This window comes from uncultured Marinobacter sp. (assembly GCF_913055835.1).
Classification (GTDB): Bacteria; Pseudomonadota; Gammaproteobacteria; order Pseudomonadales; family Oleiphilaceae; genus Marinobacter.
Map to the genome: position 1 here is coordinate 1 of NZ_CAJXKQ010000017.1, position 19,531 is coordinate 19,531.

Sequence of the window (19,531 nt, forward strand, 5' to 3'; positions counted from 1 at the left end):
CATTGGGGCGATCATTGCGGGTCTGATTCTGCTGGTGTGGAGTGCGGACAAATTTGTGGAAGGCTCGGCTACCACAGCCAGCCACTTTGGGATGCCACCTCTGCTGATCGGTATGGTGGTGGTGGGCTTTGGCACATCTGCGCCGGAGATGGCCGTTTCTGCGCTGGCCGCTTCCCAGGGCAATCCTGGGCTGGCGCTGGGCAACGCTTATGGCTCAAACATCACCAACATAGCCCTGATTCTTGGTATTACCGCACTGCTGGCTCCCATAGCCGTGCATTCGCAGGTCATGCGCAAAGAACTCCCCATCCTGATACTGGTCACCGCCTTCGCTGGCTGGCTGCTTTGGGACGGTAACCTTACCCGGATAGACGCCGTTGGTCTGATGCTGGTTTTCGTGGTGCTGATCGGCTGGAGCATCTATCAGGGCCTTCGGCAACCCGACGATGCTCTGGCAAAAGAGATGAGCGAAGAAGTGCCTGCCATGCCGTTGCGCAAAGCGCTTTTATGGCTCGTGGTCGGTCTACTGTTGCTGATTGTCAGTTCCCGCATTCTGGTGTGGGGGGCCGTTGATCTGGCCACCATGTTCGGCATCAGTGATCTGGTTATCGGCCTCACCATTGTGGCCATTGGCACCTCACTCCCGGAGCTGGCCTCGTCCATCATCGCCGCCCGCAAAGGGGAGCACGATCTGGCCCTGGGCAATATACTGGGCTCCAACCTGTTCAATACTCTGGCTGTTGTGGGCATTGCGGGGATGATTGCGCCCATGTCGGTGGCACCAGAGGTGCTTACCCGGGACTTCCCGGTTATGGCGGCTCTCACCCTGGTTCTGTTTGCTATGTGCTATGGTTTCCGTGGCCCCGGGCGCATTAACCGGCTTGAGGGCTGCGGCCTGCTGCTTGCCTTCGTGGCTTATACGGTGTATCTCTTGGCCTTTTGAGGAGCGAAAATTATGTCACTGGCAGCCTGGCTGACCTTCCTTGTTGCGGCCGTACTGATCAGCGTTTCCCCCGGCGCCGGGGCGATCAATACCATGAGCAATGGCATGCGTTACGGTGTTCGCCGTTCGCTGCCAGCCATCATGGGGCTGCAACTTGGTTTTGGCATCCAGATTCTGCTGGTGGGTGCCGGGCTGGGCGCCATCATTGCCTCCTCGAACATTGCTTTGTCGGTCATCAAGTGGCTGGGCGTTGCCTACCTGATCTGGCTTGGCATTTCCAAATGGCGCGAGCCGGTGATGGAGTCCATGGACGATGACCGTCAGCCCGTGAGCGGCCACAAAAGGTTCTGGAATGCGGTGTTCGTGAACCTGACCAACCCCAAGGCCACGGTCTTTCTCGTGGCCCTGTTCCCTCAGTTCCTCGTGGCCGGAGCACCCCATGGCCCGCAGCTGGTTACCATGGGCGCTACCCTGATCCTGGTGGATTGCCTGGTGATGCTCGGCTATGCCCTGCTCGCCAGCCAACTGTTCCGGTTCATGACCACCGCCCGCCGCCAGCGCCAGATGAACCGGGTGTTTGGCGGGCTGTTCGTCACGGCGGCTGTGGCCCTGGCCAGCTTCAAACGCGCCTGATGTCGAGCGGAATCAGCGCAGGATGCACTCGCGGCTCAGCTTCTGGCTGACCGTTCTGCGCTGCTGCCTGAGGCTATTTCCCCTGTCATTGCTATAGCCAGCCCGCAGCTTGGACTGGATCCGCTCCAGTTTGCTTCTGTAGGTTGCGCAGGTCTTCTCCAGCTCGGCATCGGCCTTTTCCTTTGCGCTTTTACCGGAGCCTCCCGGACGGCCCGAGGCAAGCAGGCCTTCAACGTCTTTACGGATCCCGGATACACGCTTCCCTTGCCTCAGGTTCTCCGACATCGGCACTGTGACAGGGGCCTGCACGTCGAGCTGCTTATGGGGGATTTCTCCCGGCGGGTAATCAGAGAAGTGTGCCACACCCCGGCTGTCTATCCAGGTATAGACCTCGGCGCTGGCGACTGAAGCGAGAAAAAAAGACAAAACAAGACCTGCCATCATCCTTGGCATACGGTTCCACTCCCTGTGGTTTGGTAATTTGGCGAGGCAGTATAACGAAAAAAGCAGTGGTCTTGGGGTCAGAAGAAGATGGGGTCAGAAGAACTTTTCTTCTGACCCCGTTTTCAGCGGTTACTGGTCGAGAAGCTCAATCCAGTGCTGCACCGGCACCGGTGACTTGGTCTCCAGGTGCATCTGGCAACCGATGTTGGCGGTTACGATGCGGGCCGGATTATCGACGGTCAAAGCCTTCAGTTTGTTGCCCAGCAGTTTCTGGCTCATCTCCGGCTGAGTCACCGAATAGGTGCCGGCAGAGCCGCAGCAAAGATGCTTGTCCTTGGTGGCAGCCAGATTGACACCGGCACGGGACAGCACCTGTTCCACCACACCGTTCTGCTTCATGGCGTGCTGCAATGTGCAGGGGCAATGGAACGCTACCTTGCCCGGGTCCTGGCGCACCTTGAGTGTCTCCAGGTCCTGTTTCAGCAGGAACGCACCAAGGTCGGTGCACAGCTCGCTCACCTTCTGCGCCTTGGCGGCGTAGACCGGGTCGTCTTTCAGAAGATGACCGTAATCCTGCACCATGGCGCCACAGCCGGAAGCCGTCATCACAATCGCTTCCGCACCCGCTTCGATGGCAGGCCACCAGGCATCAATGTTCTGGCGCATTCTTTCCAGGCCTTTCTCATGCTCGGAAAGGTGGTAATTCACGGCGCCACAACAGCCGGCCTCCGGTGCTTCCACCATGGTGATGCCGAGCCGGTCCAGAACCCGGGCTGCAGCAGCGTTGGTGTTCGGAGTGGCCGAAGGCTGCACGCAACCTGCCAGCGCCAGCACAATGCGGCTGTGGCTGGCTGCGGGCCATGGGCTGGCCTGTTTTCTGGGCGGCACCTTGGTGCGCAGTTTTTCCGGCAATACCGGGCGGAATACCTGTCCCAGGCGAAGCAAAACACCAAACAACTGGCGGTTCGGAATCACCCGGGCCAGGGACCAGCGCAGCCACTTGTCTTTTGGTTTCCGGGGCAGCTCCTTTTCCATCAGGCCACGGCTGATATCCACCAGGCGGCCATACTGGACACCCGAGGGACAGGTCGTCTCACAGCTGCGACAGGTCAGGCACCGATCCAGGTGTTCCTGGGTTTTCTCGGTGACTTCCGCCCCTTCCAGGAACATTTTCATCAGGTAGATCCGGCCCCTTGGGCCGTCCCGCTCATCGTTCAGTTCCTGGTAGGTCGGGCAAGTAGCGGTGCAGAAGCCACAATGCACACAGGCCCGCAGGATGGACTCGGCTTCCTGGCCTTCCTTGGTGTTGGCAAATTGTTGAACCAGATTCGTCTGCATAATTACAACCAGCTGTATAAACGTCCGGGATTGAAGATGTTGTCCGGATCAAAAGCATTCTTGATTCGGCGCTGGATACCCTTCAGCGCCTCCGGTTGATGGTGCATCACCTCACCGGCACGGTCGCCACCACGGAAGAGGCTGACCTGGCCACCGGCAGTACGGGCGGCGGGTTCGAGATCCTTGAGCTCACCGGCACCCCGGAACCAGCGCTGGGAACCGGCCCAGTCTATGAACCAGTTGCCTTCCAGTTTTGGCATCGCAGCAGTTGAGCCCACAGAAAAGCGCCACAGGGGCACATCGTTACCGGCAAAAAACTCGTGGTGGAAATCCTGCACTTCCTGCCAGAACTTATCGCCCTGCTCCATCACTTCACCAGACCACTTTTCAGCCGTGGCTTCCACACCGGATTTCGCACCGGCCAGGCGCAGATAAACCTTGCCGTCGACCCAGCAGGCGGCGGTGATCGGCTTGGGCTCGGCGGCGCGGCTGTTCATGTAGTGAATCACCTCGTCCATGCCCATTTCCTGGACCAGGGTCAGGGAGGCCGCCGGTTTCGGCATCACTTTCATGCTGATTTCGGTGATCACGCCCAGTGTTCCGAGCGCACCCGCCTGAAGCCGGGATACGTCGTAGCCGGCCACGTTTTTCATCACCTGGCCGCCAAAGCGAAGGTGTTCTGCCTTGCCGTTCAGCAGCCGGATACCAAGCACCTGGTCCCGCACCGATCCGGCCCAGGGTCGCCCCGGGCCAGAGAGGTTGCAGGCCAGGGTGCCGCCGATGGTGGAGGCCCCGCCAAAATGCGGTGGTTCGAAGTGCAGACACTGCCCCTCTTCGGCCAACGTCGCTTCGATCTCGCTCAGCGGCGTGCCGGCACGGACGGTCAGCACCAGCTCTACCGGGTGGTAATCCACGATGCCAGTGTGCTCGCCCACGTTGAGGGTTCCGGCATCGGTGTCGGCTTCCCGGCCCATGAAGGCCTTGGTGCCACCGCCGACAATATTCAGTTTGTGCCCGCTGTCCCGGGCCTGGAGCACCTGCTCCTTCAGTTGTTGGGAAATATCAGCCATGGGCGGCTTCCGTATGCTCGTGCGTGTGTTGTTTGTGCTCAAGGGAGCGATATTCCTGGCAGAACCGCAGGGCCGGTACGCCCTTGCCCGGGTTCAGGATACCGGCGGGATCAAACGCGGCCTTCACGTCGTGGAACTGCTGCAATTCCTCGTCATTGAACTGCACTGCCATCTGGCGGATTTTTTCAACGCCTACACCGTGCTCGCCGGTAATACAGCCGCCCACTTCCACGCACATTTCCAGAATGCGTGAACCGAAGGCCTCCGTGCGCTCGAACTCGCCGGGCACATTCGCATCAAACAGGATCAGCGGGTGCAGGTTGCCGTCACCGGCATGGAACACGTTGGCGACACGCAAACCAAACTCTTCGGACATCTTCTCCATTTCCGTGAGAACGTAGGCGATCTCGCGGCGGGGAATGGTGCCATCCATGCAGTAATAGTCCGGGGAGATCCGGCCCACGGCCGGGAACGCCGACTTGCGGCCTTTCCACAACAGGGCGCGCTCTTCCTCACTCTGGGAGGTTCGTACCGACGTGGCACCGAGTTTTCGGAACACTTCCTCGGCTTCGGCAATGTGCTCGTGGACTTCCTCCTCGGTACCGTCCACTTCACACAGCAGCAGGGCCTTGGCATCCCGAGGATAGCCAGCCTGGGCAAAGTCATCTGCCGCGATAATGGCGTGGCCGTCCATCATTTCCAGGCCACCGGGGATGATGCCGTGGGAGATAATCCCGCCCACGGCGTCACCGCCTTTCTGCACGTCATCAAACCCGGCCATGACAACCTGAGCCACTTCCGGCTTCGGCAGCAGCTTCACCTTCACTTCGGTAACCACACCCAGCAGACCTTCCGAGCCAGTCATCAAAGCCAGCAGGTCCATACCGCAGCTGTCCAGACCATCACTGCCCACGGTCACCACGTCACCCTCGGCGGTGACCATTTCCACGCTCAGGATGTTGTGAACGGTCAGACCGTATTTGAGGCAATGCACGCCGCCGGAGTTCTCCGCCACATTACCGCCGATGGTGCAGGCGATCTGGGACGAGGGATCCGGGCCGTAGTACAAACCATACTGGGCCGCTTCTTCGCTGATGGCGAGGTTGCGCACCCCCGGCTGCAGCCTTGCCGTTCGGGCCAGCGGGTCAATCTCCACGATACGGTTGAACTTGGCCAGCGACAGCACCACACCCTCCTTGTTGGGCATGGCACCGGCACTGAGTCCGGTTCCGGCACCACGGGCCACCACGGGCACTGCGTTCTCGTTGCAGATGCGCATCACCCGCTGCACCTGCTCAACGGTTTCCGGCAGCACCACCAGCAGCGGCATTTCGCAATACATCGACATGCCGTCGCATTCGTAGGGCTTCATGGTCTCGTCATCGGTGATGACATAGTTCGGGTCGATAAACGCCCGGAACTGCTCCGCCAGCTCGGCTTTGCTGACTTTCGGCTTGGTAGTCATAGCACTCTCTGGGTGTGAATTACGTCAGTCTGACAGTCATCAACCGCGTTTTGTTTCAAAGTGGTCAAGACCGGCCTGGGCGCAGTCCATATCCTGCTGGGGGGTGCCGGAACTGATTCCGATACCGCCCACCACTTCACCGTCGACAATTACCGGCAGGCCACCGCCAACCGAGCTGATGCGCCCGCCGACCTCGGTATGGATACCGAAGGCCAGGCTGCCGGGCACGTTCACCTTGTTATAGTCGTGGGTGGCCTTCTTCGCGGCCGCCGCCGTGAACGCCTTGTCCTGGGCAATGGTCACGCTGGTGATCTTGCCCCCGTCCATGCGCTCAAAGGCGATCAGGTTGCCGGACTCATCGACAATGGCGATGCACATGGGCACGCCGATTTCACGGGCCTTCTCTGCAGCGCCTTCAATCAGGATCCGCGCGTCGGCAAGGTCCAGTCGTTTGATCGTCAACATAAAGCATTACTCCTTGATTTGATTAGCCGTAAACCAGCCCTGGCAGCCAGGTCACGATGCCGGGGATCAGGATGCACATGAACAGCCCGAACGCCTGAATCGCCAGGAACACCAGGGATGACTTGAAGATGGTACCCATGGAGATTTCCGGCGGGCAAACGCCGCGGATGTAGAACAGCGCGTACCCAAACGGCGGGCTGAGGAACGACATCTGCATGTTCACCAGGTACAACACCCCGAACCAGAGCACTACGTCATCACCGGCAACCGGCGGGAAACCGAACAGGCCGGGGAATTCCAGCGCTTTTACAATCGGAATAAAGATGGGTACCGCGAGCAGCAGGATACCAACCCAGTCAAGGAACATGCCCAGGACCACCAGCAGCACCATCAGCAGGAACAGAATCCCGTAGGCTGACATGCCGGTGCCCAGAATGGCGTCGGTTACGAACTGCTGACCGCCCTGAAGGATGTAGAAGCCCACGAACACCGAGGCACCGAACATGATCCAGAGAACCATGGCAGACGCTTTTGCGGTGGTCACGGAGGCTTCACGCAGACCGGCAATCGAGAACTTCTTGTGCATCATCGCAACAATGATGGCACCGAAAGAACCGATACCCGCGGCTTCAACCGGCGTGGCAATACCACCGAACAGCAGACCCAGAACCAGACCAACCAGTGCAAGAGGCGCAATCAGGTTGCCGAGAAGCTTGATTTTCTCCTTGAGACTGATCCGGTCTTCCACCGGAATCGGCGGGCCAAGCTTCGGGTTCAGCCAGCTGCGAACCAGCACGTAGGTCAGATACAGGCCGGAGAGCAGCAAGCCCGGCAGCAGCGAGCCCAGATAAAGCTCGCCCACCGACTGCTGCGCCACAACCGCGTACAGGATGGCCAGAATGGAAGGCGGGATGAGGATACCGAGGGTACCACCAGCCATGATGGAGCCGATCGCAATCTTGTGATCGTAATGCCGCTTGAGCATTGCAGGCAGTGCGATGATGCCCATGGTGACAACAGCAGCGCCGATAACACCGACCATCGCGGCCAGAATCGTAGAGGCAACAATCGTTGCAGCGGCAAGACCGCCACTGATGCCACCCATCCACTTGTACACCACGCTGAACATCTCTTCGATCAGGCCCGCACGCTCAAGCATGGATGCCATGAAGATGAACAGGGGAATCGCCGCGATGTCCGGGTTCGCCATCAGCGGGAAGATACGCCCGGGGACGATGTTCAGCATCATGGCATCGCCCACCAGATAGATGAACAGGACCCCGAGACCACCGGTCACGAAAGCCAGGGGCAGCCCCATCATCAGAGCGACGGCCAGAGAACCGAACATCAGGTAGGTCAGCGGCCCGATTTCGACACCGGAAAGGCTACCCGACAGCCTGAAGAGGAATTTCTCGTCACTCCACGGGTCGTAAAACAGAATGTTGATCAACTCAACACAGATCATAAATGCCAGCGCCACAGTGGCGATGACCATTAACCATGTACCCAGTTTCCCGGCCATGCCGTTGCTGGGCGCTGCAGTGGTAGAACTCATGATGTGCGCTCCTGACCGAGACGAATGAACAGAACGATGTCTTTAAGCAGTTTTGAAAAACCGGCGAGCAACAACAGGATTGCGCCCACAAACATCACACCTTTCACGGGGTAGTACTGAATGCCCCAGGTCTCGACAGTTGTCTCCTGCATCATCAGTGAGTCCTGGAAGAAGGTCCAGGAGGTGATCGCAAGAACAGCCGCGAAGAGAAAGAAGAACATGGAGGTAAAGATATCCATGCCCACACGCCCGCGAACCGGCAGGAAGTTGTACACAACATCCACCCGAACGTGAGCTCCGTGCAGCAGCGCGAAGGCGCCGGCAAGAATGTATTGCATACCGAAAATCAGGAAGCTGGCTTCGTGCACCCAGATCGTCGGCATGTTGAAGAGGTAACGCATTACCACTTCGAAGAAATAGAACAGCACTGCGTTGATGGTCCAGAACGCAACGAAAAGGCCTGACTTCTCGCACATCCAGTCAACGATTTTCGTAAACCAGTTACCCTCATATTCAAACTGGGCAAGCGGATCATCTTCTTCAGACTGTAACTCGGAAACCGTTTTCTCGGGCTCGGCTTCATCCCCGCCATGCTTACTGCTCCACTTGTCCCAAGCCATCATGAGCAGTGGCATTACGGCAAGCCATCCCCAGTAGAACCAGTGCGGCATGACAAAGCCAAATGCACTCAGATCAGACATGTTGTTACCACCTAGATCAAAGAGCGGGGAAGGAAGAGTTAATCCAGAATCGGCTAACCCTGCCTTCCCCGTTTATCGTTATTGTTTAATGGTCAGACTTTACTGATAGTCCGCGATGTCTTCTTCCGTGATGTAACCAACCGTCTCGTTCATCATGTATTTGAGCTGGATATCGAGGATGGCACGTGCGTCCTCGTTCTTGTTGGCCCAATTAAACCAGATGGGAATCGCGGCCTTTCGCCAGGTTTCCAGATCTTCCTGGCTCAGACGGGTAACCGTGTCACCCTCTTCCTTGAACTTCTCCATGGCCGCAATGTTGCGTTCCTGGATGGCCAGATAATGCTTCTGGGAATAAATCCGCACTTCGTCCTCAACCAGCTGCTGAAGCTCGGGCGAGATGGAGTTCCAAGCACGCATGCTAACGGTCAGGTCCATCAGATCTACCGGCTGGTAGATGGACATGACCCCGGGAGGTCCAAAAATGATGTAATCAGTCACCTGGGAGAAGCCCAGCTCGTAGTTCACCGCAGGGCCCACGTAATCGGCTGCATCGATGGTGCCTTTCTCGAGAGCCGGGAAGATATCCGAGCCCGGAAGGCTCACAGTAGATACGCCAAACTGCTGGAATACCTCGGCCACCATGCCACCCGGGACACGAATCTTCATGCCCTTGAGGTCTTCAAGGCTGTTAACCGGCTGCTTGGAGTGGATGATGTTGGCATCGTGCTGGATGGGGCCAACGTAGAACAGACCGAACTTTTTGTAGATTTCCCGGGTCTTTTCCAGCATGCCCATGGAGTAGAACATGGTGTCCCACTGGTGGGGCTGGTCCGGACCTGCAGGATAGGAAGACAGGAACACGGAAGCAGGAATCTTTCCTGACCAGTAGAGGGTGAACGGGTTCATGCCCTGTAGAACACCGTTACGAACGGCATCAAAGAGTGCGTTGTTATCGGCGGCGACAGCCTTGGCCGGGAAGCACTGGAACTTCAGCTCTCCGCCCGATTTTTTCTCAATACTCTTACACCATTCCTCGAACAACGTGTAACCCACGGTGCCCGCATCCCAGGTTGACTGGATCTTCCAGGTAGTCGCAGCCTGGGCCTGCCCTGCCCCCATCAGCATCGCACCGGCAAGCGCGGCGCCCATGGCAGCGGTTTTGAGGAAACTTCTGCGAGGTGGAGTCTCGCCAGTGTCACAGCTATTTCGGATGTTATTCTTCGAATTCATCGAAACGTCTCCGTTGGCTTTGTTGTTATCAGCGTCTATGGCAACGCCGGCACAGGCCGACATTAGAGTGATATTCGTAGCCGAGCCGGATTTAGTCCAGTTCAGAGACCACTGGTCTGACCAGTTTTTGCAGTATTAGAAATGGACGAAATACTCTCAATCGGCCATATTTAACGGGCTCGAACACACATCCTCTGACAACGGAAATACCCACAATCAGAACCAGGCACTGGTCAGACCAGAGACCGTAAGCAGGTACTCACATGGCAATCTCCCAGGAAATCTCTTATCGGCTGGAACGCCTCATCCTCGACGGCGGACTGGCTCCGGAGCAAAAAATACCGTCGGAACGTCAGTTGGCAACGCGGCTGGGGGTGTCCCGTGCGGTCATCCGGGAAGCCCTGCATGAGCTTCAGGGCCGCGGCGTGATTGAAACCCGCCACGGCAAGGGATCGTTCGTGGCGAGCATGGTTCCGGGAGCAGACGACCTGGGGGAACACAGTCCGCTGATGCACCTTTTCGAGGGGCACCCGCGAACACTGTTTGATCTTCTGGAAGTGCGGGAGCAACTGGAAGGCCAGGCTGCCTACCTGGCTGCGCAGCGGGCGACCCGGCTGGACAGGCATCGCATTACCAAGGCTTTCCGCGCCCTCGAAGATACCGACCCGCTCAGCAATGCCCGGCTCGACCACGGTTTTCACCTGGCGATTGTGGAAGCTTCTCACAATCCGGTGCTGGTGCATGTCCTCAACAGCTTGAAAAACATGATGCTGTTGACCGTTCAGGCCTCGGTTGCCAACCTGAACCCGAGGGAAGAAATGCGCAAGAAAATCGTCCGCCAGCATCGGCAACTTTATGAAGCCGTGATTGCCGGTAAGCCTGTCATCGCTCAGAAGGCAGCGACGGCGCACGTGCGCTTTGTCAGCGAAGCCATGCGGGACATGGAAAAAGACGGCGGCAAACTGATCAGGCTACCAGTCAACCAGGAAGCAGGCGCCGAATATTCCCGGGCCACGCCTTGAGCATGGCAAAAAGCTTGCATTGAACAATCATTCGACCACAATGTCAGGCAGCGAACGGCGGTGAAATCCGGTAAAAGGCTCCCTTAAAGGGATTGATTTCCGCATCCACAGTCCGTAAAACATGCGCCTTTGAATTACAGCCCCAGGAGTCACCCATGGCGGACCAAGCGCCTTTGATCTGCAGGGACATTCACAAGACCTTTGATCAGCTTGAAGTGCTCAAAGGTATTTCACTGGAGACCCGCAAAGGCGACGTGGTTTCCCTGATCGGCAGCTCCGGCTCCGGCAAGAGCACCTTCCTGCGTTGCATCAACCTGCTGGAAACACCCACTTCCGGCGACATTATCGTGCACGGCGACCCAATAAGGTTCACAACCAACCGCAAGGGCGAACGCATCCCGGCCGACAACAAGCAGGTTGAACGGATTCGCGCCAAACTGTCCATGGTGTTCCAGAGCTTCAATCTCTGGTCCCACATGACTGTGCTGGAAAACATCATTGAAGCCCCGACCCACGTGCTCAAGGTCCCCAAGAAAGAGGCCATCGAGCGCGCCGAAGCCTATCTGAACAAGGTCGGCATCTACGAGCGCAAGGATTACTACCCCGCCCAGATGTCCGGCGGGCAACAGCAGCGAGCGGCTATTGCCCGTGCCCTGGCCATGGAGCCGGAGGTCATGCTGTTTGACGAACCCACCTCAGCTCTGGATCCTGAGTTGGTGGGTGAAGTGCTGAAGGTAATGCAAAGCCTGGCCGAGGAAGGCCGAACCATGATCGTGGTCACCCACGAGATGGCATTCGCAAGGGATGTGTCGAGTCAGGTCCTGTTTTTGCATCAGGGCGTGATCGAGGAACAGGGTACCCCCGAAAAAGTGTTTGATCACCCGGATTCGGAACGCATGAAGCAGTTCCTGACTCCCAACTTCTGACACTCGGTGCTATCTTGAACCGGTGAAGAAATAAAATGTTGGAACCAAAAACTTCCATCAAAAATAAAGCCCACAAGGCAAACCACTGGAGAAGTGACACATGAAAAAAATGATTTTTGCAGCAAGCTGCGCCCTCGCTCTGATTGCTGGTGGTGCACAGGCCCAGGACCGGGATCTGCGCATCGCATTCGACGTGCCCTACGAGCCGTTCGAGTACAAGGATGAAAATGGCGAACTGACCGGTTTCGAAGTGGAACTGGCCGAAGCGATGTGTGAAGAAATGAACGCCAACTGCGAATTCGTGATCCAGGCATGGGACGGCATGATTCCGGGCCTGCTGGCACGCAAATTCGATCTGATCATGTCCTCCATGTCCATCACGCCGGAGCGTGCCGAGCGGGTTCTGTTCTCCGAGCCGTACTACAACACCCCGGGTGGCTGGTTCGCCCGCGAGGGTTTCAGCACTGACGTCACCGACATGTCGGCAATGGAAGGCATGACCGTGGGCGTTCAGCGTGGCACAACCATGGATACCTATGTCACCGAGAACATGGGCGGCATTGTTACCATCAAGCGTTACACCACCGCCGATGACATGGTCCTGGACCTGGAAGGCCAGCGTCTGGACGTTGTGTTCGTTGACTATCCCGTTGGCGAGCAGACCATCCTGACCAAAGAAGGCTTCAAGGAAGTCGGTGAGCCGGTCAAGCTGGGCGAAGGTGTAGGCGTGGCCATGCGACAGCGTGATACCGACCTGGCCGATGAGGTTAACGCGGCCCTGGCGACGCTGAAGGAAGATGGCACCTACGACACCATCATGAAAAAGTACTTCAACTACGATATCAAGATGTAAATCTGCCGAGGGGTGGCCCGTTTGGGTCACCCCTGTTTACCGGACACTCCCATGCTTGATCTGAAAGGCTATGGCCCGGCCCTGATGGAAGGGGCAATAGTCACCATTGAACTGGCCTTCCTGTCTCTAGCTCTCTCGGTTGCCCTGGGACTGATTGGTGCGTCTGCCAAACTGTCGCAAAGCCGGGTTGCCAAAGGTATCGCGACCACCTACACCACCCTGATTCGTGGCGTGCCCGATCTGGTCATGATGCTGCTGTTCTACTATGGCGGCCAGGTGGCAGTGAATATGCTCTCGGATTACATCTGGGAAGCTTACGAAATCGACTTTTTCTTTCAGTTCGACCCGTTCATCTCCGGCGTGGTGACGATCGGGCTGATCTTCGGCGCCTACATGACCGAAACATTCCGCGGCGCCTTCCTGGCCGTTGAAAAGGGCCAGATTGAGGCTGCCCGGGCCTACGGATTTACCCGTCTTCACACCTTTCGCAGAATCATGCTGCCGCAGATGTTGCGTCATGCCCTGCCCGGCCTCGGCAACAACTGGCAGGTTCTGCTGAAGACCACCGCCCTGGTTTCTATCATCGGGCTTACAGACATGGTTCGTGTGGCCGAGGAAGCGGCCAAGGCGGAGCGCATGCCGTTCCACTTCTTTATTCCGGTAGCGGCCGTGTATCTGGCCCTGACGGCGGGCTCCGAGTTGTTTATCAAGTGGCTCGATAAACGGGCCAATGTCGGCGTGGTTCAGGGGAGTTAACGGATGCCTGATTTCATTGCCGAGTGGTTAAACCAGAACGAAATCTTTACCGCCATGACCATCATGGAATACTGGGATGGCATGGTCACTACCGTGCACCTGGTGTTCCTGTCACTGGTCATCGGTTTGTTGGTGGCGGTTTTACTGGCCATCCTGCGGACGGTTCGCAATCCGTTCGTGTCCGGCCCGGTGTGGCTTTACACCTACCTGTTCCGCGGCACTCCGTTGCTGATTCAGCTTTACATCATTTATTACGGTATTGCGCAGATTCCCGGCATCCAGGAGACCTTCTGGTGGGAGATTTTCCGGGAGCCTTTCTACCCGGCCCTGCTGGCGTTCACGCTGAACACGGCGGCCTATACCACGGAGATTATCCGGGGGGCGATTGTGTCGACGCCCAATGGTGAGATTGAGGCGGCCAAGGCCTATGGCATGAACTGGTTTATGCGGATGCGGCGGATTGTGTTGCCGAGTGCAGCACGGCGGGCGGTGCAGGCCTATTCCAACGAGGTGATTTTCATGCTGCATGCCAGTGCCATTGCCAGTGTGGTGACCATCGTGGATCTGACCGGGGCGGCGCGGAACATTTACTCGCGGTTCTATGCGCCGTTTGATGCGTTTATCTTTGTGGCGCTTTGCTATATGGCGCTTACCTTTATCCTGGTGTTCGCTTTCCGCAAACTCGAAAATCACCTGCTGAAGCATCAGCGGCCGGTTAGCGGCTGATTCCGATTATAGTGCCCGGGCAGGCAGGGTATTGCCTCCCAGTTTGGTGCCGGGTCGGTTGGCGGGCGTCTTCCCGGGAGACGCTACGAGCACATCCATGTGCGCTTGACTGAGGCCATCCATGGCCTCAGACACTCCCGGGAAGACGCCCGCCAACCGCCCTCAGACTTTTCCGTGGAGTCCCCATGACCGCTAGCTCAGATCTATTTGGCAGTTCACCTGATTGGCTCTCCCATACCCTCGACAACGCCAACGCCTCACTCCCGGAAACCAAAACCTTCCTCCCCGATGGCACCCGTATCAGCCGCAAGGCCGTTGGCGTTCTGGACATTGCACCTCCCGCTGACCGCAACAACCCGAATGCCGAAGCCATGATTGTTTCAGCCGGAGTCCATGGCAACGAGACAGCGCCGATTGAGGTTCTGAACGGGCTGGTCTCCGAGCTGATCGAGGGTAAATGGGAGCTTGCCTGTCCGGTATTGCTGATCCTCGGGAATCCGCCGGCAATGGTGGCCGGGAAGCGGTTTATGGAGGTGAACCTGAACCGGCTGTTCGATGGTGCCCACGGGCGCAGCGAATATCAGGGGCTGGCCGAGGCTGCTCGGGCTCAGGAGCTTGAGGAGGCCTGCCGGCAGTTTGCCATGGCGAATCCACAGGCGCTTTATCACTATGATCTGCACACGGCGATTCGACCTTCTCACCGTGAGCGGTTTGCGTTGTATCCGTATGTTGAGGGACGGACCGTTCCGTCAGAGCAGTGCGAATTTCTGCTGGAGGCGGAGGTAGAGACGCTTTTGCTGCAGCATAAAGCGGGCACGACGTTTTCGTCGTTTTCTTCGTCGCTGCTGAAGGCCGAGAGTTTTACCGTGGAGCTGGGTAAGGTTCGGTCGTTCGGGCAGAATGATCTGGGGCGTTTCTCGGGCATACGGAATGCCTTGCGGCGGCGGTTCCGGGGGCAACCCTCACCTGCCCCACAGCCGCCGTTTGATCACCTGACGGTGTTCGAGGTGGTGCATGAGATCCTGAACACTGGCAAGAACTTCCGGTTTCATATTCCGGACGATGTGGCCAATTTTACCGAGTACCAGCCCGGCACAGTCATCTGGGAGGATGATGAAACCAGCTACCGGGTGGGGCATTCACCGGAGGCGATTGTGTTTCCGAATCCGGAGGTGCCCGTCGGTCACAGGGTCGGGCTGATGATTCGCCCGAAAACGGGGTCAGATGAAAATTTCATCTGACCCCAAATTCAGGTACTCAGGCTGGCGCATTTTCAGGTTCCGGCACGCTGACTTTGATCAACTGTGTGCAGACAGCCGGGATAACCAGCAACGTGAGCACCGTTGAGGCCAGCAGGCCGGAAATGATGGCCCAGGCCATGGGTGGCCAGAGTGTGGAGCTTGAGAACGCCAATGGCAGCAGGCCTGCCACGGTGGTTGCGGTGGTCAGCAGGATCGGGCGGGTGCGCTGCTCTACCGCGTTGCGCATGGCATCGCGGATGTCTTTTCCTTTCTCCAGTTCCCGATCCATCACATCCAGCAGAACGATGGCGTTGTTCACCACGATACCTACCAATGCAATCACGCCCAGCAATGACTGGAAACCGAAGGGTGAGCCAGACAGAACAAGACCCGGGAAGATGCCCACGGTAGCCAGCGGCACTGTCAGCAGGATAATGCCGACCCTGCGGAAGGAGTTGAATTGCAGCAGCAGGAAGAACAGCAGCAGCAACATGCCGATGGGGGCTGCGGTGAGCAGAGCTGTGTTGGCTTCACCGGAGCCTTCGGCATCACCGCCCATGGCCATGCGGGTGCCTGCTGGCAACGGGTTTTCCTCAAGGCCCGCGTAGAGGCCATCCAGGGCCTGGCTGAAGCTATAGCCGTTTTCCAGGTTCGCCGTTACGGTGTTCATCCGCACTCCGTCCCGCAGGTATCGGGCTGCCGGTTCCCAGGTGGTGTCCACGGTAGCCACCGCTGACAGAGGCACAGCGTCACCGCGGTCGTTGTAGATGTTGACGGACAGCAACCGTGACAGTGACAGAGCCGTGCCCTCGCGGGAACGGAGCACTAGGGGAATGGGGTCCTCTTCCTGGCGATAGCGCTCGGCCACCACACCAAAGCTCTGGCCGTACAGGCTCTGGGCCACATCGGCGCGGGTCAGGCCGTATCGGGCCGCCGTCGCATCGTCGACGTTGATAGCAATACTGGGTACGCCAATATCCAGGTCGTGGCGGACGTCGACCGTACCCTCAACCCCTCGCAGGATGCTGAAGATCTGTTCCACCGCTTCTATCCGGGCGCCGTCGTCGGCGTGGTAAACCCGGACTTCTACCGGTGCAGCCCTTGGTGGCCCCTGCCCGAGAATGCCCACGGTGACATCCAGTTCCGGCATCTGCTCTTTCACATGGGCGCGAATCCAGCGGATCATGCCGGTGGTGTCTTCCAGCGTGGGTGTGGTGATGACCAGCCTGGCCCGGTTCGGCGCCTGAGGAGCGCGCTGCAAGTTGTAGTAAAATGAAGGTCCGGTGAAGCCTACGAACCGATGAACCTCCAGGGCATCCGGCTGAGAACGGATAATCCGTTCCAGACTTTCCGTGGCCTCTGCCGTGCGGGCCTGGTCGGTGCCCTCGGGCATGTAGACTTCGACAATCACCCTCGGACGGTCGGCATTGGGGAAGAACTGCTGGGCCATAAAGGGAGTCATAGCCAGGCTGATGCCCACCAGAATGACGCCGGCGGTAATCAATCGTCCGGGATAACGGGACACCAGGCTTCCGAGGAAGCGCGCCACTCCGATCAATCGGTCCTGGCCGGCTTTGCGCCGGGGTTTCAGGAACCGGGCCGCCAGAAGGGGAACGGCTGAGATGGCAAGCAGATAACTGACCGAAAGAGTCAGCATAATCATCACCGGCACACCACGGGTGAAATCAGCCGCACCGCCCTTGGCCAGAAGCAGCGGAGCGAAGGCCGCCAGTGTGGTTCCTGTTGAGGCGCCCAGCGGGCCGGCCAGTTCACTGACGGCCTTGCGCAGGGCATCCAGTCGGCGCATGCCTTCATCCAGGTGTCCCTGGATGTTTTCTACAATTACGATGGCATTGTCGATCAGGATGCCCAATGAAATGACCATGCCGATGACGGCAATCTGGTGCAGCACACCCCCTCCCAGGTCGTAGAGACCGACACTGATCAGGGCCACCATAGGCAGAATCGAGGCCACCAGCAGGCCCATGCGGATGCCCATGCCGGTAAAGACCACCGCCACGATGATCAGCACTGACAGCACCAGACTCCAGGCCAGGTTATCGAGACGTTCCTCAACCTTGTCTGGCTGGAAGAACATCTCGCGGATCTCGTAGGGTTCGAAATCACCCCGAATCTGGTCCATGCGTTCACGCACCCGCTCACCAAAACGGATGGCGTCGGTGGTGCCCTCTTCCATAATGATGGAGACCAGCACCACCCGCTCGCCGTCGTACCAGGTTTCCGGCTGCCTTGGTTCCACAGGCCCGCGCCAGACATCTGCCGCCGCGGCCAACGGCACCTGGGAGCCATCCGGAAGCTCAATGGGTGTGGCGCGAATGGCATCGATATCGGCAAACTCGCTGTTGGGAAGCACCGACAGGCGGCGACCGTTGACGACCACAAAGCCACCGGGAATGGTTTGGTTGCGCCGCGCCAACGTGTCCAGAACCCTTGCAGGAGATATGCCCAGGCGGAAAAGCGCAGCATCGTCCAGGGCCAGGGTAATCTGCTCGTCGGCATCGCCTTCCAGCTCAATCCTGGAAACACCCGGCAAATCCGAGAGGTTCTGCTTCAGCCGTTCGGCGACATCGGACAATTCCGTGACCGAGGGCGAGCCACCTACTGCCATGACAATGGCAGGAATATCGATCAGGCGATCGTCGAGCACCATCCGGCCCACGTCATCCGGGAAGTCCTGCTTAGCCCGCTCCATGGCCTGGCGTACCCGGTCCCAGGCGGGGTCGGTGTCGTAGATGTCGTCGTTCAGGCGCAGACGGACCAGGGCCACTCCGGTACGGGCCGTTGACTGGGTAAAATCCACTTCCTCCACCTGGCGTAGTTCGTCCACCAGGGGCCGAAGCACCAGCCGTTCGACGGCCTCGGCGCTGGCGCCCGGATAGTTGATGCTGATCAGACCGGCCCGGTAGGGAAACGACGGATCTTCCTGGCGCGGCATGGTGCTGTAGGCGGCAATGCCAAGCAGGCAGAGCATGGTGACCACCATGCCCAGCAGGCGCTGGCAGTTCAGAAGCCGGCGGGTCATCAGCGCACCTCCACGGCATCACCGTCCGCCAGCCGAGTCATACCGGCATACACCACCTGATCACCCGGAGACAGATCACCGGAGGTAACCACGACCCGCTCGCCAACCACCCGGTCGACTTCCACCGAAACCCTGTTGGCCACACTATCCCGTACCCGGAACACGCTGACACCTTCGGCATTGCGGATCACCGAAAGCAGCGGAACCGTGAGAGCCGACTTCCGAATCGGGGTGATACCAACCTCGACTGGCTCGCCGGGTTCCAGCGTATCTACAGGCAGACTCACCAGCACCGGATGCAGCTCACCGCGAATAGCGCTGGCCTGGGCAATCTCGACTACCGAGCCTGATTGTGGCGGGCGACTGCGATCCTGCACCGACCAGACCGGCAACGTCTGTTCCAGCTTCAAATGATCCAGCAGATACGCGGGCACCCGCACTTCCACCTCGCGCCCTTCTGGAGAGGACAACCGCATCACCGGCTGACCGGCGGCAACAAATTCATCCCGCTCAACCAGCAGGGCCTCGACCCGCCCGGAAAAGGGTGCCCGCAGTGTACTCTCTTCAAGCAGCTGGGTTGCCTCAGCCAGGGACGCCCTTGCTGTAGCCACACTCGCCTCCAGGGAGTCCCGCCGTGCAGCCAGTTGTTCCAGGGTCTGCTCGGAGACAACACCGCGCTCATGCAACCGGCTGGAACGCTCCCACTCCCTCTGTGCCTGCTGATACTGGGTTCTCAACTCTTCCAGCCGGGCCCGGGCAGAATCCCGGGCCGGCTCCAGACCGGGGTTGTAGACCCAGGCAAGCAGATCACCCGCCTGCACTTTCTGGCCCAGCTCCACCGCACGCTCCCTGAGGGTGCCGCTGACCTGGAACGTGAGTGTCGCGCGCTGGGTGGCGCGAACAATTCCGGAAAACCTCAGCGGCATATCCTGGCTTTCACCGCCGGTAACCTCTGACACACGCACTGAAACCTTCTGCTCCCCGGATTCCGGGGTTACGTCACTGGCTTTGCAGCCCGACAGAAACAGTGAGAAAACCGCAAGCGAAACGATGGCGACGGGGATTCGAAGTGGTGTCATGACTCTTCCTTTCATCCATGCTCGTGTAGTTGGCGGGGTCC

The 19,531-nt window shown here is 58.6% G+C and carries 18 protein-coding genes; 8 read left to right on the forward strand and 10 right to left on the reverse strand.

From position 1 onward, the window contains the following. Position 1 precedes the first annotated feature (1 nt). Together QZ534_RS10755 and rhtB are read left to right on the forward strand one after the other, a co-directional pair. A complete protein-coding gene (locus QZ534_RS10755; RefSeq protein ID WP_296934402.1) occupies positions 2 to 943 on the forward strand; it encodes a calcium/sodium antiporter in 942 nt (313 codons plus the stop codon). A 12-nt stretch (positions 944 to 955) separates the two neighbouring features. Next, a complete protein-coding gene (rhtB, locus tag QZ534_RS10760) occupies positions 956 to 1,576 on the forward strand; it encodes a homoserine/homoserine lactone efflux protein (protein WP_296934404.1) in 621 nt (206 codons plus the stop codon). A 12-nt stretch (positions 1,577 to 1,588) separates the two neighbouring features. Here rhtB and QZ534_RS10765 read toward each other — a convergent pair whose 3' ends face one another. From QZ534_RS10765 to dctP, 8 genes are all read right to left on the reverse strand, one after another. Next, entirely contained in the window at positions 1,589 to 2,029 is a 441-nt protein-coding gene (locus tag QZ534_RS10765) for a DUF4124 domain-containing protein (protein ID WP_296934407.1), read from the reverse strand. Positions 2,030 to 2,149: 120 nt separating this feature from the next. Then, a complete protein-coding gene (glcF, locus tag QZ534_RS10770; protein WP_296934410.1) occupies positions 2,150 to 3,358 on the reverse strand; it encodes a glycolate oxidase subunit GlcF in 1,209 nt (402 codons plus the stop codon). A 2-nt stretch (positions 3,359 to 3,360) separates the two neighbouring features. Beyond that, complete coding sequence (gene glcE, locus QZ534_RS10775) at positions 3,361 to 4,428, reverse strand: glycolate oxidase subunit GlcE (RefSeq protein ID WP_296934412.1); 1,068 nt, start codon at positions 4,426 to 4,428, stop codon at positions 3,361 to 3,363. After that, positions 4,421 to 5,893 (reverse strand): FAD-linked oxidase C-terminal domain-containing protein, encoded by a 1,473-nt coding sequence (locus QZ534_RS10780; RefSeq protein ID WP_296934415.1) that lies wholly within the window; start codon positions 5,891 to 5,893, stop codon positions 4,421 to 4,423. Before QZ534_RS10780 ends, glcE begins: the two co-directional genes overlap by 8 nt. Positions 5,894 to 5,932: 39 nt before the next feature. Beyond that, entirely contained in the window at positions 5,933 to 6,358 is a 426-nt protein-coding gene (locus QZ534_RS10785) for a heme-binding protein (RefSeq protein ID WP_296934417.1), read from the reverse strand. A gap of 22 nt (positions 6,359 to 6,380) precedes the next feature. Then, entirely contained in the window at positions 6,381 to 7,913 is a 1,533-nt protein-coding gene (locus QZ534_RS10790) for a TRAP transporter large permease subunit (protein WP_296934419.1), read from the reverse strand. Beyond that, complete coding sequence (locus QZ534_RS10795; protein WP_296934421.1) at positions 7,910 to 8,614, reverse strand: TRAP transporter small permease subunit; 705 nt, start codon at positions 8,612 to 8,614, stop codon at positions 7,910 to 7,912. The genes QZ534_RS10790 and QZ534_RS10795 overlap by 4 nt, the downstream gene beginning before the upstream one ends. 99 nt (positions 8,615 to 8,713) lie before the next feature. Further along, entirely contained in the window at positions 8,714 to 9,844 is a 1,131-nt protein-coding gene (gene dctP, locus QZ534_RS10800) for a TRAP transporter substrate-binding protein DctP (RefSeq protein ID WP_296934424.1), read from the reverse strand. 263 nt (positions 9,845 to 10,107) lie between these two features. On the opposite strand from dctP, the gene QZ534_RS10805 reads away from it, so the two are divergent. The 6 genes from QZ534_RS10805 (at position 10,108) to astE (ending at position 15,368) form a co-directional block, all read left to right on the forward strand. Then, entirely contained in the window at positions 10,108 to 10,866 is a 759-nt protein-coding gene (locus QZ534_RS10805) for an FCD domain-containing protein (RefSeq protein ID WP_296934428.1), read from the forward strand. A 155-nt stretch (positions 10,867 to 11,021) separates the two neighbouring features. Beyond that, positions 11,022 to 11,792, forward strand: a complete 771-nt coding sequence (locus tag QZ534_RS10810; RefSeq protein ID WP_296934430.1) for an ABC transporter ATP-binding protein — start codon at positions 11,022 to 11,024, stop codon at positions 11,790 to 11,792. Between the two features lie 100 nt (positions 11,793 to 11,892). Next, positions 11,893 to 12,645, forward strand: a complete 753-nt coding sequence (locus tag QZ534_RS10815; RefSeq protein ID WP_296934432.1) for a transporter substrate-binding domain-containing protein — start codon at positions 11,893 to 11,895, stop codon at positions 12,643 to 12,645. Between the two features lie 51 nt (positions 12,646 to 12,696). Then, the gene (locus QZ534_RS10820; RefSeq protein ID WP_296934435.1) at positions 12,697 to 13,401 is read left to right on the forward strand and encodes an ABC transporter permease; all 705 of its coding nucleotides are present in this window, start codon (positions 12,697 to 12,699) and stop codon (positions 13,399 to 13,401) included. A gap of 3 nt (positions 13,402 to 13,404) precedes the next feature. Then, positions 13,405 to 14,127, forward strand: a complete 723-nt coding sequence (locus tag QZ534_RS10825; RefSeq protein WP_296934437.1) for an ABC transporter permease — start codon at positions 13,405 to 13,407, stop codon at positions 14,125 to 14,127. Between the two features lie 185 nt (positions 14,128 to 14,312). Next, positions 14,313 to 15,368 carry a succinylglutamate desuccinylase gene (gene astE / locus QZ534_RS10830; protein WP_296934439.1) on the forward strand — a complete coding sequence of 352 codons (1,056 nt, stop codon included), beginning with the start codon at positions 14,313 to 14,315 and terminating at the stop codon, positions 15,366 to 15,368. A 16-nt stretch (positions 15,369 to 15,384) separates the two neighbouring features. On the opposite strand, the gene QZ534_RS10835 is transcribed toward astE, so the two are convergent. Together QZ534_RS10835 and QZ534_RS10840 are read right to left on the reverse strand one after the other, a co-directional pair. Continuing rightward, complete coding sequence (locus tag QZ534_RS10835; RefSeq protein ID WP_296934441.1) at positions 15,385 to 18,411, reverse strand: efflux RND transporter permease subunit; 3,027 nt, start codon at positions 18,409 to 18,411, stop codon at positions 15,385 to 15,387. Continuing rightward, the gene (locus QZ534_RS10840) at positions 18,411 to 19,490 is read right to left on the reverse strand and encodes an efflux RND transporter periplasmic adaptor subunit (protein ID WP_296934445.1); all 1,080 of its coding nucleotides are present in this window, start codon (positions 19,488 to 19,490) and stop codon (positions 18,411 to 18,413) included. The genes QZ534_RS10835 and QZ534_RS10840 overlap by 1 nt, the downstream gene beginning before the upstream one ends. Between the last annotated feature and the right edge of the window lie 41 nt (positions 19,491 to 19,531).

Coding starts and splice junctions, on each gene's coding strand:
- QZ534_RS10765 (WP_296934407.1), bottom strand. CDS start 2,029: ATGCCAAGGATGATGGCAGGTCTTGTTTTGTCTTTTTTTCTCGCTTCA.
- glcE (WP_296934412.1), bottom strand. CDS start 4,428: ATGGCTGATATTTCCCAACAACTGAAGGAGCAGGTGCTCCAGGCCCGG.
- QZ534_RS10780 (WP_296934415.1), bottom strand. CDS start 5,893: ATGACTACCAAGCCGAAAGTCAGCAAAGCCGAGCTGGCGGAGCAGTTC.
- QZ534_RS10820 (WP_296934435.1), top strand. CDS start 12,697: ATGCTTGATCTGAAAGGCTATGGCCCGGCCCTGATGGAAGGGGCAATA.
- QZ534_RS10835 (WP_296934441.1), bottom strand. CDS start 18,411: ATGACCCGCCGGCTTCTGAACTGCCAGCGCCTGCTGGGCATGGTGGTC.
- rhtB (WP_296934404.1), top strand. CDS start 956: ATGTCACTGGCAGCCTGGCTGACCTTCCTTGTTGCGGCCGTACTGATC.
- dctP (WP_296934424.1), bottom strand. CDS start 9,844: ATGAATTCGAAGAATAACATCCGAAATAGCTGTGACACTGGCGAGACT.
- QZ534_RS10795 (WP_296934421.1), bottom strand. CDS start 8,614: ATGTCTGATCTGAGTGCATTTGGCTTTGTCATGCCGCACTGGTTCTAC.
- QZ534_RS10840 (WP_296934445.1), bottom strand. CDS start 19,490: ATGACACCACTTCGAATCCCCGTCGCCATCGTTTCGCTTGCGGTTTTC.
- QZ534_RS10805 (WP_296934428.1), top strand. CDS start 10,108: ATGGCAATCTCCCAGGAAATCTCTTATCGGCTGGAACGCCTCATCCTC.
- QZ534_RS10790 (WP_296934419.1), bottom strand. CDS start 7,913: ATGAGTTCTACCACTGCAGCGCCCAGCAACGGCATGGCCGGGAAACTG.
- QZ534_RS10815 (WP_296934432.1), top strand. CDS start 11,893: ATGAAAAAAATGATTTTTGCAGCAAGCTGCGCCCTCGCTCTGATTGCT.
- astE (WP_296934439.1), top strand. CDS start 14,313: ATGACCGCTAGCTCAGATCTATTTGGCAGTTCACCTGATTGGCTCTCC.
- glcF (WP_296934410.1), bottom strand. CDS start 3,358: ATGCAGACGAATCTGGTTCAACAATTTGCCAACACCAAGGAAGGCCAG.
- QZ534_RS10810 (WP_296934430.1), top strand. CDS start 11,022: ATGGCGGACCAAGCGCCTTTGATCTGCAGGGACATTCACAAGACCTTT.
- QZ534_RS10785 (WP_296934417.1), bottom strand. CDS start 6,358: ATGTTGACGATCAAACGACTGGACCTTGCCGACGCGCGGATCCTGATT.
- QZ534_RS10825 (WP_296934437.1), top strand. CDS start 13,405: ATGCCTGATTTCATTGCCGAGTGGTTAAACCAGAACGAAATCTTTACC.